This is a genomic window from Jannaschia pagri, assembly GCF_019655435.1.
GTDB classification, from domain to species: Bacteria; Pseudomonadota; Alphaproteobacteria; order Rhodobacterales; family Rhodobacteraceae; genus Jannaschia; species Jannaschia pagri.
Genome location: NZ_BPFH01000005.1, coordinates 248,304 through 264,441, shown reverse-complemented (window position 1 = coordinate 264,441; position 16,138 = coordinate 248,304). Strand labels below are relative to the sequence as shown.

At 62.2% G+C, this 16,138-nt stretch carries 14 protein-coding genes and 4 tRNA genes; 10 read left to right on the top strand and 8 right to left on the bottom strand.

Annotated features, from left to right (window positions below; translation table 11 throughout):
* Positions 1-91 precede the first annotated feature (91 nt).
* Positions 92-1,321, bottom strand: coding sequence for a glycerophosphodiester phosphodiesterase family protein (locus K5R33_RS14395; RefSeq protein WP_220749757.1), 1,230 nt, complete (start codon positions 1,319-1,321; stop codon positions 92-94).
* Positions 1,322-1,404: 83 nt separating this feature from the next.
* Entirely contained in the window at positions 1,405-1,779 is a 375-nt protein-coding gene (locus tag K5R33_RS14390) for an SUF system Fe-S cluster assembly protein (protein WP_220749756.1), read from the bottom strand.
* Between the two features lie 302 nt (positions 1,780-2,081).
* Here K5R33_RS14390 and tgt point away from each other — a divergent pair, with 302 nt between their 5' ends.
* From tgt to lon, 3 genes are all read left to right on the top strand, one after another.
* Entirely contained in the window at positions 2,082-3,212 is a 1,131-nt protein-coding gene (tgt, locus tag K5R33_RS14385; protein WP_220749755.1) for a tRNA guanosine(34) transglycosylase Tgt, read from the top strand.
* Entirely contained in the window at positions 3,209-3,766 is a 558-nt protein-coding gene (locus K5R33_RS14380; protein WP_220749754.1) for a hypothetical protein, read from the top strand. Before tgt ends, K5R33_RS14380 begins: the two co-directional genes overlap by 4 nt.
* Before the next feature lie 370 nt (positions 3,767-4,136).
* A complete protein-coding gene (gene lon, locus K5R33_RS14375) occupies positions 4,137-6,536 on the top strand; it encodes an endopeptidase La (protein WP_220749753.1) in 2,400 nt (799 codons plus the stop codon).
* Between the two features lie 122 nt (positions 6,537-6,658).
* On the opposite strand, the gene K5R33_RS14370 is transcribed toward lon, so the two are convergent.
* On the bottom strand, positions 6,659-7,099 hold the full coding sequence (locus K5R33_RS14370; protein ID WP_220749752.1) for a tail fiber domain-containing protein: 441 nt from the start codon (positions 7,097-7,099) through the stop codon (positions 6,659-6,661).
* 173 nt (positions 7,100-7,272) lie between these two features.
* On the opposite strand from K5R33_RS14370, the gene K5R33_RS14365 reads away from it, so the two are divergent.
* From K5R33_RS14365 to K5R33_RS14350, 4 genes are all read left to right on the top strand, one after another.
* Positions 7,273-7,347: transfer RNA gene (locus tag K5R33_RS14365), tRNA-Val, on the top strand.
* A 63-nt stretch (positions 7,348-7,410) separates the two neighbouring features.
* On the top strand, positions 7,411-7,938 hold the full coding sequence (locus K5R33_RS14360) for a histidine phosphatase family protein (protein ID WP_220749751.1): 528 nt from the start codon (positions 7,411-7,413) through the stop codon (positions 7,936-7,938).
* A gap of 63 nt (positions 7,939-8,001) precedes the next feature.
* Entirely contained in the window at positions 8,002-8,745 is a 744-nt protein-coding gene (locus K5R33_RS14355) for a helix-turn-helix transcriptional regulator (RefSeq protein WP_220749750.1), read from the top strand.
* A 65-nt stretch (positions 8,746-8,810) separates the two neighbouring features.
* A tRNA-Val gene (locus K5R33_RS14350) sits at positions 8,811-8,886 on the top strand.
* A gap of 105 nt (positions 8,887-8,991) precedes the next feature.
* Here K5R33_RS14350 and K5R33_RS14345 read toward each other — a convergent pair.
* Both K5R33_RS14345 and K5R33_RS14340 read right to left on the bottom strand, forming a co-directional pair.
* Positions 8,992-9,681 (bottom strand): FkbM family methyltransferase, encoded by a 690-nt coding sequence (locus tag K5R33_RS14345; protein ID WP_220749749.1) that lies wholly within the window; start codon positions 9,679-9,681, stop codon positions 8,992-8,994.
* Positions 9,682-9,684: 3 nt separating this feature from the next.
* Positions 9,685-10,422 carry an SDR family NAD(P)-dependent oxidoreductase gene (locus K5R33_RS14340; protein WP_220749748.1) on the bottom strand — a complete coding sequence of 246 codons (738 nt, stop codon included), beginning with the start codon at positions 10,420-10,422 and terminating at the stop codon, positions 9,685-9,687.
* A gap of 158 nt (positions 10,423-10,580) precedes the next feature.
* On the opposite strand from K5R33_RS14340, the gene K5R33_RS14335 reads away from it, so the two are divergent.
* From K5R33_RS14335 to K5R33_RS14325, 3 genes are all read left to right on the top strand, one after another.
* Positions 10,581-11,519, top strand: coding sequence for a pirin family protein (locus K5R33_RS14335; RefSeq protein ID WP_220749747.1), 939 nt, complete (start codon positions 10,581-10,583; stop codon positions 11,517-11,519).
* A 334-nt stretch (positions 11,520-11,853) separates the two neighbouring features.
* A tRNA-Asp gene (locus K5R33_RS14330) sits at positions 11,854-11,930 on the top strand.
* Between the two features lie 473 nt (positions 11,931-12,403).
* Positions 12,404-12,480: transfer RNA gene (locus K5R33_RS14325), tRNA-Asp, on the top strand.
* Between the two features lie 123 nt (positions 12,481-12,603).
* Here the strand turns inward: K5R33_RS14325 and mmsB are convergent.
* The 3 genes from mmsB to K5R33_RS14310 all read right to left on the bottom strand — a co-directional run bounded on the left by mmsB (position 12,604) and on the right by K5R33_RS14310 (position 16,120).
* Positions 12,604-13,467, bottom strand: a complete 864-nt coding sequence (gene mmsB, locus K5R33_RS14320; protein WP_220749746.1) for a 3-hydroxyisobutyrate dehydrogenase — start codon at positions 13,465-13,467, stop codon at positions 12,604-12,606.
* Complete coding sequence (locus K5R33_RS14315; RefSeq protein WP_220749745.1) at positions 13,464-14,504, bottom strand: enoyl-CoA hydratase/isomerase family protein; 1,041 nt, start codon at positions 14,502-14,504, stop codon at positions 13,464-13,466. The genes mmsB and K5R33_RS14315 overlap by 4 nt, the downstream gene beginning before the upstream one ends.
* 476 nt (positions 14,505-14,980) lie before the next feature.
* Positions 14,981-16,120, bottom strand: a complete 1,140-nt coding sequence (locus tag K5R33_RS14310) for an acyl-CoA dehydrogenase family protein (protein ID WP_220749744.1) — start codon at positions 16,118-16,120, stop codon at positions 14,981-14,983.
* Between the last annotated feature and the right edge of the window lie 18 nt (positions 16,121-16,138).

Here is a 16,138-nt window from a genome sequence, read left to right as displayed (position 1 = left end):
AACGGGACTTGCAGCGGCGCAAGCGCGCCCGGATGCGTCTGCGGTTGGCATTATGGGTGGCGGGCCGGCGCCCGATGGGACGCCGCCGCGATCAGAGGCCCATACAGTTGGCGTAGAACGTGGTTGTGGCAGGCCAATCGGAGAAGACGCCAACCACGCCCGCGTCCTGCGCCAGGACATGGAGCAGCTCGAACATATCGCCGTCCGTGTCGATCAGGTCCGCCACAGACTGGTAGTACCAACCGCCACCACTATCGAGCGGGCCGGACCGCTCCAGGGTCCAAGCTATGACCTTGAGATCGGCGGCCCGTGCTTCCATGGCGAGTGTTGAGGGCACCATCTTGCCGTCTTCGACGGTGACAAGCATCCACAGCGGCGGCGCGATGTAGCGCAGACCCATGTCGTGCAGTTCCTGCATACTGTGGGGCCAGGTTTCAGGGTCCATGGGCGAGTATCCGTCGATCCGGAATTCATCCATCAGATAGACGGCCTGGGCGCCGAACGCTGGCTCCGCTTCGATCCAGTAAAGAATGTCCTCAAGCTGAAAGGACTGGGGCCAGACATCCTCCGGTGGAACACCGGCTGCTTTATAGTCATCGATCAGCGCCTGGGCGTAGTCCCGCTGGCTGAATCCGTTATGGGGCATCTCGACCACGGGGGCCTTAAGCTCCGGCGTGAACTTAGCGCCTAGCGTGGAAAAGAGCGCGATGGATTCCGCATGGGTCAGCAGCTCAGCGCCGCTGGCATAGAGATCTGTCCGGTGGCGCGATGTCCCGCCTTGGTAGGCCTCGGGCGTGGTCGCTTGGCGAAAGGCGCCGTCCATCTTTGGCGTGAGACTGCGAAATTGCTCCAGGGTGATGTCAGAGGTCCTGCATTCTGCGCTGGCCGGTTCGTTGCCGCTGGCTGGGGTGAAGGGCTGGGCGCAGGTCTCTGCCAGGGGCGTGACCAGGATGTTGGTGGTCGTATGCAGATCGTTCTGGGCGTGGCGGCAGACGAGTTCGTGGTCGGACGTGAACGTCACGTCACATTCAAGGATACCGGCGCCCATGCGGGCGGCGGCGAGGTTCGACTGCACAGTGTGTTCGGGGAACATCAGGGGCGCGCCCCTGTGCCCGATGGAAAAGTCGCTGCGCTCTGGTGTTTGGCCCAGGCAGGCTTGCAATTGATCCTTCAACGCGCTGGGCGCCATTTTGTCGATCAGATAGGCGGGACGTGGGCCGTAACTGAGCGCGCCGAGGGTGACGTCTTGGGCGACGGACGGCGCGCCAAAGGCAGTCGCCGCCACAAACAATACGGCCCGCGCGGGTGATATCAGTGTCATCGGCGTCTCCTGCTGTCGTCCATCACATCTCTCGGGTGGATGTGACGTGCGAACGACAGCTGTCGACCCCTAGGCGTCGTCTCTCACATGAAACCCAGTTCGAGCCTCGCCTCGTCGGACATCATTTCCATGCCCCAGGGCGGCTCCCATGTGAGGTCCACGTCAACGGTGCGCACGCCCGGAACGGGGGCCACGGCGTCGGCGACCCAGCCGGGCATCTCCCCGGCAACAGGACATCCCGGGGCGGTTAGGGTCATGACCACGCGCACGTCGTTTTCGGCATTGATATCGATGGTATAGACCAGCCCCAGGTCGTAAATGTTGACCGGTATTTCCGGGTCAAACACGCTGCGGCAGGCGTCCACGATCTGTTCGTGCAAAGGATGATCCGTCGTCGAAGGCGCGATCAGCGGCGCCCCTTCCATGGGACCATCGGTGGAGGAAGACTCGGTGGTCATATGAAACTCCGAATGGGATGTTACGGCGGCCGTAACCGCTTTGTTGAGCGAAAACATAAGGATTATGCGCGGCAGCGTAAAGGGTCGGCGGCAATCCGCCGCCTACCCCAGAATAGGGGGTGGCCTAGAGCGGGCGCGGTGCGTAACTGTGCCCTATTGCGAGTGACGATTGGTACAGAAGCGCCGGCATTTCGCGGTGAACGGGGGGGCGCGATGTGAGTGACGCGCCCCCTTTTTCGTCAATCCTTTTCGCGCTGCTCCCACCATGATACGCGCCCCGGCAGAGCATGTGGGGAAGCGCCATGGCGTCCAGGTTTCAGTTCAACATTTCGGCTACTGACGGTGCCGCGCGCACGGGCATGATCACAACGCCCCGCGGGGAGGTCCGGACCCCGGCCTTCATGCCGGTGGGCACAGCGGCGACCGTAAAGGGAATGCTGCCTGGATCCGTTGCGGAGACCGGCGCCGACATTCTGCTGGGCAACACCTACCACTTGATGCTGCGTCCCACGGCGGAACGGATCGCTGCCTTGGGTGGCCTCCACGGCTTCATGGGATGGGATCGCCCGATTTTGACCGATAGTGGCGGCTTTCAGGTCATGAGCCTCTCGGGTCTACGCAAGTTGACCGAGGAAGGCGTGACCTTCAAAAGCCATATCGACGGCTCCAAACACCATCTTACGCCCGAGCGGTCCATGGAGATCCAGCGTTTGCTGGGGTCTGACATCGTCATGTGTTTCGATGAATGTCCCGCTTTGCCTGCAGACCGTGAGCGCATCGCCACCTCGATGGAGTTGTCCATGCGCTGGGCCGCGCGGTCCAAACAGGCGTTCGGGGATCGCCCCGGCCATGCTCTGTTTGGGATACAGCAGGGTGGTCTGGAGCAGGACTTGCGCGCGGCCTCGGCCGAGGCGCTGCAAGAGATTGGATTTGATGGCTACGCCGTTGGTGGCCTGGCCGTGGGCGAGGGGCAGGAGGCCATGTTCGGGTGCTTAGACTATGCGCCCGGGCAATTGCCCCATGACAAGCCACGATATCTGATGGGCGTGGGCAAGCCGGATGACATCGTGGGGGCCGTGGCGCGCGGCATCGACATGATGGATTGCGTTCTCCCCTCCCGGTCGGGGCGGACGGGGCAGGCCTGGACCCGACGCGGTCAGGTGAACATTCGCAATGCGCGCCATGCGGACGATCCGCGCCCCCTGGACGAGGAGTGTACCTGTCCCGCTTGCCGCACCTACAGTCGGGCGTATCTGCACCATGTGACCCGCTCCAAAGAGATGATCGCGGGCATGCTGCTGACGTGGCACAACCTTCACTATTATCAGGAGTTAATGGCCGGAATGCGCGCGGCCATCGCGGCGGGGACATTTGCGGCCTGGCAAGCGCAGTTCCACGCCTTGCGCGCCGAAGGGGATATTGAGCCGCTGTGACACGAGGACCGTTTTTCCTATGCGCCGCCCTGGCGGCATCGCCTGCCGCCGCAGACTCGCTCTGCGGTGTGACGGATATGGCCGAGCTGTCAGGGCTCGCGGGGAGCTGGCAGGGACTGGAACACCGGTCCTTCGAGTCCCTCGACATGTCGCGTCTCGACGAAGGGATGGTTGGCGTGGCGCTGGCCGAAACCCCGGCAGGTCTGACGTTCGAGACGCCTGTTTTGTTGGATATGACGGACGAGGCTTTGCTGGCGAATCTTGTGCCGGGCGCCCTCGATGTGGACGCCGTCGATGCCCTGCTGGAGACGACGGACCACGAGGATGCGGCCGACCTGTTGTCTGACACGCCCTGCGGTCCGGGCGATCTTCCCCAGTTCGTGGCCTCCGTGACCGTCTCCGCAGAAATTGAGGTCGAGGCCCGTGTGACCGTGATCGCCTATTTCACCGATCGATTGTTGTCGGTTGTGGAAATGACCGGTCGGTCGGACGAGGCGTTCCTCTACGTGACGATGACGACATTGCTCACGCGGGCGGACCAAGCGACGGAGTAGGCGGCAGCCCGTTCTGGGCACGACGCGGCGCGGGGTTGCAGCGGTCCTATCCATGGGGCGGACGGCTTCCGGTTGGGGCTGGTTCACAGTTTATGTGATCGGGTCCAATGGTGGCAGGTGTGTCCCTTCGGGACGCCTCGCCTTTCGGCCTCCGCGCCGGACGCTGCACTGATCGCATATGGAAAACCTTAGCTATCAGAGGGCAGTGGCCTTGCGCGTCGCCCGCGTTGTGGTCAGACTGAGCGCCGACATAAGTTCGAGGCGCAATTGTTGATCCGCGCCCCCGCCGTCCCCACCTACGGGCAGATGACGGAAGGACCCAACGCTGCCGAACCTCGGGGCAAGGGTCCTTTGCGAAAGGAAAATCGCTATGACTTCGACCACTCACCCGGTCCTCCCCCTGCGCGACATCGTCGTGTTTCCCCATATGATCGTGCCGCTCTTCGTCGGTCGCGAAAAATCCGTCCGCGCCTTGGAAGAGGTGATGCAGGACGACAAGCAAATCCTGCTGAGCAGTCAGGTCGACCCTGCTGTGGATGAGCCGGATACGGACGGCATCTACCGCGTCGGCGTTCTGGCCAACGTGTTGCAATTGCTCAAGCTGCCCGATGGGACCGTCAAGGTTCTGGTCGAAGGGCGCGCGCGCGTGCAAATCACCGGGTTTGTTGAGAACGACGCCTTCTTTGAGGCCTCCGCCGAGCCTTTGGAAGAAACCCGCGGTGACGATGCGACGATCGATGCGCTGATGCGGTCGGTCGCCGAGGAATTCCAGCGTTACGCCAAGGTCAAAAAGAACATCCCCGAAGAGGCCATGAGCGCCGTCGCTGAGGCCCAGGACCCGGCCAAGCTGGTTGATCTGGTCAGCGGCCATCTGGGGATTGAGGTCGCGCAGAAGCAAGAACTGCTTGAAATGCTCACCGTGTCGGAGCGCCTGGAAAAGGTCTACGGCATGATGCAGGGCGAGATGAGCGTCTTGCAGGTGGAAAAGCGCATCAAGTCCCGTGTGAAGTCTCAGATGGAGCGGACCCAGCGCGAGTATTATCTGAATGAGCAGATGAAGGCCATTCAGAAGGAGCTTGGCGACGGCGAAGACGGCGCGAGCGAAGCCGATGAATTTGCGGAGCGGATCGAGAACACCAAGCTGTCGAAAGAGGCACGCGAAAAGGCCGAAGCGGAGCTGAAGAAGTTGCGGAACATGTCGCCCATGTCCGCTGAGGCGACCGTGGTCCGCAACTACCTCGACTGGATGCTGTCGATCCCCTGGGGCAAGAAGTCTCGGGTCAAGAAGGACATTAACAAAGCCCAGCAAGTCCTTGATAAGGATCACTATGGCCTGGAAAAGGTGAAAGAGCGGATCGTCGAGTATCTGGCGGTGCAGGCGCGGTCTGCCAAGCTCAAAGGTCCGATCCTCTGCCTCGTCGGCCCTCCCGGCGTTGGTAAGACATCTCTGGGCAAGTCGGTGGCCAAGGCGACCGGGCGTGAGTTCATCCGCATTTCGCTGGGCGGCGTGCGGGACGAGTCCGAGATCCGGGGCCACCGCCGGACCTACATCGGGTCCATGCCCGGCAAGATCATCCAGGCGCTGAAAAAGGCCAAGACGACCAACCCGCTGATCCTGCTCGATGAGATCGACAAGATGGGGCAGGACATGCGCGGCGACCCCGCGTCGGCCATGTTGGAGGTTCTGGACCCCGAGCAGAATTCGACCTTTGTGGACCACTATCTGGAGGTCGAATACGACCTATCGGACGTGATGTTCCTGACGACTTCGAACTCCTACAACATGCCTGGGCCGCTCTTGGACCGGATGGAGATCATTCCGCTGGCGGGCTACACCGAGGATGAAAAGGTCGAAATCGCCAAGCGGCACCTGCTGCCGAAGCAGATCAAGAACCACGGGTTGCGCAAGGGTGAGTTTACGCTGACCGACGATGCGCTTACGGCCATGGTGCGGGTCTACACGCGGGAAGCCGGTGTGCGGAACCTGGAGCGGGAGATCGCCAAGGTTGCCCGGAAGGCCGTGACAAAGATCGTCGGCAAGCGCGAGTCGGCGATCACCGTCTCGGAGGAGAATCTGGACGACTACCTGGGTGTCAAAAAGTACCGCTACGGTTTGGCGGAGCTTGAGGACCAAGTCGGCGTCGTCACGGGATTGGCCTATACGTCGGTGGGCGGGGACCTTCTGCATATCGAGGCCCTGAAGCTGCCCGGTAAGGGGCGGATGAAGACCACGGGTAAGCTGGGCGATGTCATGAAGGAAAGCATCGACGCAGCCAGCAGCTACGTCCGGTCCATCGCGCCGCAAATCGGGGTGAAGCCGCCCAAGTTCGACACGATGGACATCCACGTCCACGTGCCTGACGGCGCCACGCCCAAGGACGGGCCAAGCGCAGGGTTGGCCATGGTGACCTCCATCGTGTCGTCGCTGACGGGCATTCCCGTGCGCCGCGACATTGCGATGACGGGCGAGGTGAGCCTTCGTGGCAATGCCATGCCCATCGGTGGTCTGAAGGAGAAGCTGCTGGCCGCCCTGCGCGGTGGCATCAAGACGGTGTTGATCCCCGAGGAGAACGAGAAGGACTTGGCCGAACTGCCTGACAGTGTGAAGGACGGCTTGGAAATTGTCGTCGTCAAGCATGTCTCGGAGGTGCTGGAACGGGCGCTTGTGTCCGCGCCTGAGGGCATCGAATGGGATGAGGCCGCTGAGGAGGCAGCTGCCCTGGCCGCGCGCTCCGCAGGACAGGAAGGACGGGGCGCCGTCGCGCACTGATCCTTAAGTTTGGTATGAAGCAAACGGGCCGCGCAGGATCTGCGCGGCCCGTTTTCGATTTCATGTCTTGGTCCGCAGCCCGTGCGGTCGTGGGCCCAAGGAGTCAGACAACCGCCACTGCGTTAGTCGACGGCGGTCATTTCTATCCCAAGGATGCCGTAGTTTACGGCCATGTAGCCGAATGGGCCGACGACCACGGCCTCTGGCCGGACAGACAGGACGTCTTGGGCCATAACGCCCTCATACCGTTTGGTTCCGCCCAGGTAGCGGTAGCTGTAGACGGGCAATCCCGCGGCCTCTCGGCCCGTGGGTACGATGTCTTTCTTGAGGCGCATATCGCTTGCCCCGACGACCGCGCCACCGGCACCACCACCGTTGGAGAGGGCCGCTGCCAAGAAGACCAGAGCGAGAATTGGCACAAGTCTGTGTCCCACGGCGGTCTCGGTTGTGTCAGCCGCGATGACGGTCTGATCCGCCGGGGGCGGCGCAGGGTTACCGGCTTGGGCGACCTGTGCCCCCACAAGGGTGAGTGACAAGGCTGCGGCGATGATTGGTTTCGGCATGGTTCCTCCCGTCCCATTGGCAGATCGCGTCCGTCGCGCTGGCAGAACGCATCGGACGCCGACCCCGAGATTGGCGTCGTTGCACGGACCCGTCAATTCTTGCCTCCAATTTGTCGTTTGACGGCCAGGGGGATCTTGAACCCCCCAGCCGGTTTGGCTAGACGACCCCTCACGGGTGATTAGCTCAGTGGTAGAGCGCTTCGTTCACATCGAAGATGTCGGGGGTTCAAATCCCTCATCACCCACCATTCCCCTTTTAGACAACACGTGTTTGCCTTGACCGCCGCACAAGGGCCGGGCATCCGAGGTCCATGTCTGCACCAATCATCTTGATGCGCCATGGCGAAACCTTTTGGAACCGAGAGGGGCGCTTGCAGGGGGCGCTCGACAGCGCGTTAACACCCTTGGGCCGGGTTCAGGCGGCGCGGCAAGGGGCGATTTTGCGCCGGTTAGGGGTCATCGCACCTGCCTTCGTCAGCCCGAGGGGCCGGGCCCGCCGGACTGCCGCTTTGTCAGGTCTTTCCGCTCAAATCGATGCGGACCTGGCCGAAATCTCCATGGGGGCATGGGAGGGCCACCTGCGACCGACAGAGGCGACCGACGGCGTGTTGTGGAAATTCGCTGCACCGGGCGGGGAAAGCCAGTCTGAGTTGGTGGCGCGGCTGGATCACCTGCTTGGGCGCCTCCCCAGACCCTGTGTCCTGGTGACCCATGGGGTCGTGTCCATCGGACTACGCGCCATGCTGACGGATAGACCGCCTTGCCAATGGGATGAGCTATCGGATCCCCAAGGCGTCGTGCATTGGGTCGAAAACGGACGGGATCGGGTCGTTCGCTAGAAGACTCGGCGCAAACCGTGGTACGGTTAAAGCTAAGTCTTGTTGCACTGATTGGTATTCGTCTTGCCCGATCTGTCATTAACAACGTTTTACCAGCAGGTGGCCTCGGCCGGGTCCACCGGTGAGCTTTGGCATATCTGCATCGATTTCTTAAAACCGCGCGGGATTTGCCAGCTCAGCTACCATGTGAAGACAAACGCGCAACTCGACTCCGAAAGCGCGGTTTTGACCTACGGCTTTCCAAAGGATTGGGTGGAGCATTATCTGTCTAACCATCTGATGGATATCGATCCCATCACGGCCTTGTCCGTCCGGCGGACGCAGCCGTTCCTGTGGCGCGAGGTCCCGTTTCTGACCGAGCTAACGGCTAGTGAGAGGTCATTTCTGCGGGAGTTGGAGACGGCAAATCTGGGAAATGGTTTGGCCATGCAGGTCTATGGGCCAAATATGCGCAACGCTTATGTGGGGATGGGCTTGGGAAACCGGGCGGACCCACCAAATTCAGCTGAAATTTTCGAGTTAAAGGCCGCCGCCCAGATCGCGCACCTGCGCTATTGCGAATTGACCGAAGAACGCATGGCCCTGGAGCGGGATTTGTCCCCACGCGAGAGAGAGGTCCTCAATTGGATTGCGCGGGGCAAGTCCAATGGCGTCATCGCAGAGATCGTCGGCGTATCGCGCCACACCGTCGATACGCTGGTGCGTCGGTTGTTTGAAAAGTTGGATGCGGCGGATCGGACGACAGCGGCGTTGAACGGGTTGGGATACGGCCTGATCCGGACCGACCGCGCACCCAATTTGGGCTAAGACCGCAAGACAGCGCCTCGACGCATATTGCAGCCGTCGGAGGGCTGGGGTAAGCCGCGCCCAGCGGGTGGTTAGCTCAGTTGGTAGAGCATCTCGTTTACACCGAGAGGGTCGGGGGTTCGAGCCCCTCACCACCCACCATAGACCGTGCCAGATGGCGTGGGGTCGGGATGTCGGCCAGAGATCGTTAAACAGGACGCATGTCCGCGCCGTCAGGGCAAATGGCTTCTTACGTCCGGTCCCCGGTCATCCCTTGCTGCGTCGGAAAATGACATCCTGAAAGACCCATTTCTTGCGCAGCATTGTGGTCCGACTAAAGCCGCGCTCTTGCAACCACGGCTCCAACTCTTCCACCAGGACACCGCCCGCGTACCAGCCGGAATTGGCCACTTCCACTTCCAGGACCTTCGCCGATCTCAGTGTTTCGGGCGCCCCACGCAGGCACAACAGTTCCGCGCCTTGAACATCCAGCGTCAGGCAGTCGACGGTTTCGGGCGCGATACCCGCCGTCTTCAAAAGAGTATCTAGCCGTTGCATGGGCAGGGACAGCGTCTCACCCGTTTCGCTTACCGTTGGAAAGCGGTCTTCCTCCAACTGTGCCTTGCGAAAGATCGAGCTGGAGGCGCCTTCGTTGCTAAAGCGATAGAAGGGCACCTGCGCGCCATCGGTGTCACCGACCAAGGCTCCAAGGACAGTGAATTTCGTCCGAGGCAGCCTCAGAAGCTCCGTCAGCTTTGGCCTATCTCCGGTCGCGACCTTATCCACGTGGGCTTTCAGGCGCGGCAGGCGGTCTGGGTCGGCCTCCACAAAAACGACGTGACCGGCGCCAAAGGCCTGATATGTCGCCGCCTCCTGGCCTTCGTGAGCCCCCACATGCACGATGGTCATGCCGCGTAGGCTTTGCAGCCTCAGTAGGTGGTGTCTGTGCAAGCGCATCGCTTATGTCCTTAGTGCTGGCAGGCCAATGCCCGTTGCCTCAAACCCACCGTCGACCGCAAGCCGTTGTCCGGTCACGAAGCTGGCCTTGTCAGAGCAGAGCCAGACAATAGCCTCCGCGATCTCCGCCTCCTGGCCGTATCGGTTGAGGGGTATGGCGTCGTGGTAGGCGTCGATGATGTCCTGGGTATGGACCGCCATGGCAAGCTTGGTGCGCACCGGACCGGGACAGACGCAGTTCACGCGGATCCCGTATTCGCCAAGTTCTACCGCCTGCTGCTGCGTCAGGTGGGCGACACCGGCCTTGGAGGTGCCATAGGCGACCCGCAAGGTTGAGGCCCTGAGTGCACTTATGGACGCGATGTTGACCACAGCCCCCCGCGCCGCGCGCAGCGCCGGTGTGAGTGCCTGCGTCATGAGGAAGGGGCCGTCCAAATTGGTGGCCATCACAGCCTTCCAGCGGTCGAAGCCGGTCTCTTCTATGGGGCCGAAGTCGGCTAAGCCCGCATTGTTGACCAAGGCATCGAGCCGGTCACAGCCGCGCGCCACATCGGCCACCGCCTGGGCGTCGGAGACGTCGCACTCCACCGCTGTGACGTTCGTCAAACCGGATGCTGTCGTGGACAGCGCCTCCCCATCGTTGTCGATCATGACGACATGCAGCCCTTGGTCCAGGAACAGCCGTGTCGTCGCGAGGCCAATGCCACGGGCCGCGCCCGTCACCAGTGCCGTCTTCGTCATCTATGTGCCCCCCACCACCTTAGGAACCTATAGGGCCGAAGATGCCCCACCGTGCAAGGCCATCTCTACAGTGGCGCACCGATACGGTGCGTCGGGCGGGAATGGCATAAGGGGTCGTTCCGCCTATCTTGATGGCAGGCTAAGCCCAGGAGGATGTCATGAGCTGGAACCCTGCACTCGACCCCCATTGTCCCATCGGTGACGAGGTCGATGCCATCGACACCGTGATCGTGCCGCGCGCCCGTGATTTGGGCGGTTTCGAGGTCCGCCGCGCGCTGCCTGCGCCCAAGCGGCAGATGGTCGGCCCGTTCATCTTTTTCGATCAGATGGGACCGGCGGAGTTTCTGACAGGGCAGGGCATCGACGTGCGCCCCCACCCCCATATCGGCCTCGCGACGGTCACCTATCTGTTGCAGGGCAAGATCCACCACCGCGATAGTCTGGGCACCGACCAATGGATTGAGCCTGGGGCCGTGAACTGGATGGTTGCAGGCCAGGGCATCACCCATTCCGAAAGGATGGACGGCAGCTATCGGGACGAAAAGAAATCCCTGTTCGGAATTCAGACTTGGGTTGCCCTGCCGGAAGACCGTGAAGACGATCCGGCTGATTTCGTCCATGCCCCAAAGGCTGACCTCCCCGTGTTGGAGGGCGAAGGCAAGACTCTGCGCCTTGTGCTGGGCGACGGCTGGGGGGAACGGGCGCCTGTGGAGACGGCCAGTCGCATGTTTTATGCGGATGCCATCTTGCAAGCGGACGCGGCGATTCCTCTGCCGGACGATCATGAGGATCGAGGCGTTTACGTGCTGGACGGGTCGGTCACTGTCTCGGGACAGGACTTTACCGCCGGGCAGATGATGGTGTTCCGCCCAGGGGATCGTTTGTCGCTCAAGGCTGGCGCAACGGGCGCGCGGCTGATGTTGTTGGGCGGTGATACGCTGAACGGTCCGCGACACATCTGGTGGAACTTCGTGGCGTCCTCTCGGGATAAGATCGACGCGGCGAAGGAGGCGTGGCGGGCCGGTGATTGGGCCCATGGCCGCTTCCAACTGCCGCCCGGTGATGATGGGGAGCATATCCCCTTGCCGGTGCGATAGCGGCGTTTGCTTCCTTGCTTACGGGCGGCTGGTGCAGGGGCGCGGCGTCTGTGCGCCGGGCCTCATGTCCCACGTCCGGTGCAGAGCGGGTCGCGTCGTGCACGCGCAACGCGATCCGAGCGAGCGGCAGTGTTGTTTCGCGTGAAGCGCGCCGCCCCGTGTCGGCGGGCTTCCGGGCGATGGGGCCCGCGTCCCATTACGCGTGATGTCCACCCTGCTCACCTCGTAGGGCGCTTGTTTTGGTGCTAAGGCAAACAGATCGCCTAACGTCGTAACAATTCTTGCCAGTGCCTGTTGACGCCACTTTCGCAGGCTTCTAGAGACCGTCTCACGCGCGGTTGTAGCTCAGTTGGTTAGAGTACCGGCCTGTCACGCCGGGGGTCGCGGGTTCGAGCCCCGTCAACCGCGCCACTTTCCTCTCTCGATGATTTGAGTTCCTTCGGCATATCAGGCTGATGTTGGTCGGTTAATTGCCTGTTCGTTGATTTCACGTCTGCAAGTATTAAGAATCGCTTACATAAAACGGGCTACCGTTCTCGTGTGGAGTCGACGCGATGGCTTAGAACTGTGGCCTGTTGGTTTCCAGATGAGAGATAGCCCAGGACCTGCTGACAGTCTCGGGACGCTTGCTTTTGACCCTATGCAAAGACCGCGACCCTCGTTTCCCTCTGGCACGGGGTAGAACGGGGCGGACATGGAAAGCTGGAGCCGTCGCCGAACCAACAAGCACACCATATCCCACAAACACTCTGGCGATTGACGCGCCATGATCGCGCCCATGCCCATGGCCAAGGTGGCGCGATGCTCCAAATGCGATTGGTGCGTTCTTGCGTGCAAAAGGCCATTGACGCCCCCGGACGCTGGGGCTATCCCGCCCCTCACGCGCGGTTGTAGCTCAGTTGGTTAGAGTACCGGCCTGTCACGCCGGGGGTCGCGGGTTCGAGCCCCGTCAACCGCGCCACTTTCCTCTTCGTCCTGTGCTACAGTGGCTCGCCATCCTCGCGAGGGTCACCTGGACGGACATGAAACCTGTCGTCCTTAGCGCCGACAGTCATGCCCTGGCACGTGGCCAGGGCAGTCACCTCTAGGACTTATCGGACAGCCGAGGAAGCAAGGCCGAGAAGTCCCGCCCGCGCCCGTCTTCCGCGTCCACGAAGGTTGTGTACTCGGACAAGGCGGCATCCCCCATCGGCGTCACGGCCCCCACCGCACGGGCCGCTTGCTGCGCCAGGCCGAGATCCTTTGCCATAAGCTCCGCCGCGAATCCCGGTTGGTAGCCGTTGTCCGACGGTGACGTCGGGCCGACGCCCGGTGCCGGACAATAGGTCGTCAGGCTCCAGGATTGGCCAGACGAGGTCGAGGCCACATCATACATGGCCTGACGATCCAGCCCCAATTTGTCGGCCAGCGCAAAGGCCTCACAGGTCACTGCCATGGTCGCGCCCAGGATCATGTTGTTGCAAATCTTCGCCGCCTGACCGTTGCCCGAAGGCCCGCAGTGGACCGTGCGCCCCCCCATGATGTCGAGCAGCGGCTGGGCCTTCTTCAGCGCAGCGTCGCTGCCGCCGACCATGAAGGTCAGTGTCCCGGCTTCAGCGCCTCCTATCCCGCCCGAGACAGGCGCGTCCAGCGCCAAGAGGCCCGCGGCATCGGCCTGTTCGGCCACGGCCCGGGCGCTGTCCACATCAACCGTGGAGCAATCGAGCAGCGCGGCGCCGGGTGCCATGGCGGGAATGACGTCCGCTGCAACCCTGCGCAGGATCGCGCCATTGGGCAGCATGGTTATCACAACCTCAGCGTCCCGAGCGGCTCCGGCGGCCGTTTCGGCCAGGGTCAGTCCCTCAGGCGTCGCCGCGGTGTCGTAGCCGGTGACGGTATGACCCGCCGCTACAAGGTTGCGGGCCATGGGCGCCCCCATGTTGCCGAGACCGATAAAGGCAATGTTCATGGTGTAAGCTCCGGTTGTGGGGTGCCTGGGGGCAGGGGGCGTAACATGCTCGAGACCTCGACCGCTGGCACGTCCATGGCTGAACCATGTCGCCAACGGGGGCTGCGGTCCTTGTCGATGATTTGTGCGCGGATGCCTTCGACGAAATCGCTATGCTCCAGCGCGCGATGGGTGAACCGGTATTCCATCCCGAGGGCCTGTTCGATGGTCGGATCGTCCCCGAGACGGTGCAACATCTCCACCGCGCAGGCCATGGACAGGGGCGCATTGCGGTCGATCGCGCTGCGGGCGGCCTCAGCGGCTGGACCGGTGGCGTCCGCGAGGGCGCGGGCCACATCGCCGAGCGTCTCACCGCCCCAAGTGAGGTCAATCTCGCCTTGCCAATCCCGCAAGGGTGCCTCTGGCGGCCGTATCCCCGCCGCGTCCGCTAAGGTCACGTCCCCCGTGGCGCAGAGCTCGGACTTCAGATCGTCCCAGTTGCCAGGGATGTAGAGGTCGGCAAAGCCCGCGTAGATGGCATCTCCGGGCCCCATGCGATGGCCCGTGGCCCCCAGGAATTCGCCCAGCCGTCCGGGGGCGCGCGCGAGGATCAGCGTACCGCCCACATCCGGCACAAGGCCGATGGCACATTCGGGCAGGGCCACGCGGCTGCTGTCGTCCACGATCCGCTGCGAGGCATGGCACCCAACGCCCACGCCGCCGCCCATTGTGAACCCATGGAGGAAGGTGACCACCGGCTTGGGAAACCGAAAGAGCTTGGCATTCATTCGGTATTCGTCGCGCCAAAACCGCTGACCATAGGCATAGTCCCCGCGTGTCCCCGCGGCATGCATTTCGGCGATATCCCCCCCGGCACAAAAAGCGCGGCCCGGCGCACCGTCGATGAGGATGAGGTCAACTGCGGTATCTTCTGCCCAGGCATCGAGGGCGGCCTCAATGTCTATGCACATCTGCCAGGTCAGCGCGTTCAAGGCTTCGGGCCGGTTCAGGGTAATCCGCCCAGCGCGGCCTTCGGTACGGATGAGGATATCGGTCATGGTGGGGTCTAACTGGTGGTAAATCTGAGGTTTGAGATGCAATGATTTGATGTGTATGGGGTGCCAGAGACAGGCTCCGCAATGGCGGCTCGCGCCGGGGCTACCTTCCCCCGCAGAGCCAATTCCCTGCTACCGAGTGACATATGCTCCGTCACAGGCTTCCAGATCCTTGGTGGGTAAGGGCCGCAAATGTGGCCCGACCATATGAGTAGGCTATCAGCATAAGAACAGGTCATGAGGCCTCGTCTGTCGCGTATCCCTTTTTGCACATCGTTTCGAAGCCGGGCGCGGCCATACCCCACTCGTTCCCATACAGAGGCGTTCTAAAAGATCGCATGAAAGTACGGCGCGATGAAATTCCTTGGAGGGCGTCCTAACCCGGGCCTCCTCTTCTTCTCGGCAAAAATACCTCTGGGGGGTGCGGGGGGCAAAGTCCCCCGCGGATCGGATCGGCCTCGCCGATCCGATGGACCTGCTCACGCCGCCAACATTTGACGCGCAACAATCAAACGCATGATTTCATTGGTTCCTTCCAGGATTTGATGGACGCGCAGATCCCGGCTCAACTTCTCGATCCCATAATCGCCAAGGTAGCCATATCCGCCGTGCAATTGCAGGCAGCCGTCCACCACCCGAGAGCCCGCCTCGGTCACCAGCTTCTTGGCCATGGCGCAAAACTTCGTGGCGTCTGGGGTGCTCTGATCCAGTTTCCACGCCGCTTGCCGCAGGAAAATGCGGGCGGATTGCAGCTCGATCTCCATCTCCGCCAAACGAAACTGCGTATTCTGAAAGTCCGAAAGCGCCTGTCCGAAAGCGCGCCGTTCGCGCACATATGCCACCGTTTGGTCCAAGGCCTGCTGCGCCGCGCCCAGTGAACAGGCCGCGATGTTGAGCCGTCCACCATTCAGCCCCGCCATGGCATAGGAAAAGCCGCGTCCCTCTTCGCCCAACAAGTTGTGCAGCGGTGTCGCGCAATCATCGAACTGGACTTGGCGCGTGGGCTGCGACCGCCAGCCCATCTTGTCTTCGAGGCCGCCAAACGACAGACCCTCCGCCCCATCTTCGACGATCAAGGCCGAGACGCCCCGGGGGCCCGCTTCGCCTGTTCTGGCCATGACGATATAGGCATCGGAGTATCCTCCGCCGGAAATGAAGGCCTTGGTCCCGGTGAGGCGGTAGTCGGTATTGGTTTTGACGGCTTTCGTCTTGAGCGCCGCCGCATCAGACCCGCTGCCAGGCTCCGTCAAGCAATAGCTAAAGAAGGTCTCGCAGGTGAGCGCGCGAGGTAGGACCCGATCCTTCAGGTCGTCAGAGCCAAACCCATCGATCATTTTAGCGCACATGTTATGGATCGACAAAAAGGCTGCGACCGAGGGGCAGGCCATCGATAGCGCCTCGAATACGAGCGTGGCGTCCAAGCGGCTCAGACCGGACCCACCCTGATCTTCCGAGACATATAGCCCACCAAAACCAAGCGTAGCGAGCTTCGGCCATAGTTCCTTGGGAATGGTTCCAGCGGCTTCCCAGTCGCGCGCATGGGGCGCAATCTCGGACAGGCCAACATCCCGCGCCATGTCAAAGATCGCCTGGCTTTCTTCCGAAAGTGCGAAGTCCATGGGGCCCTCCCAAGCCAA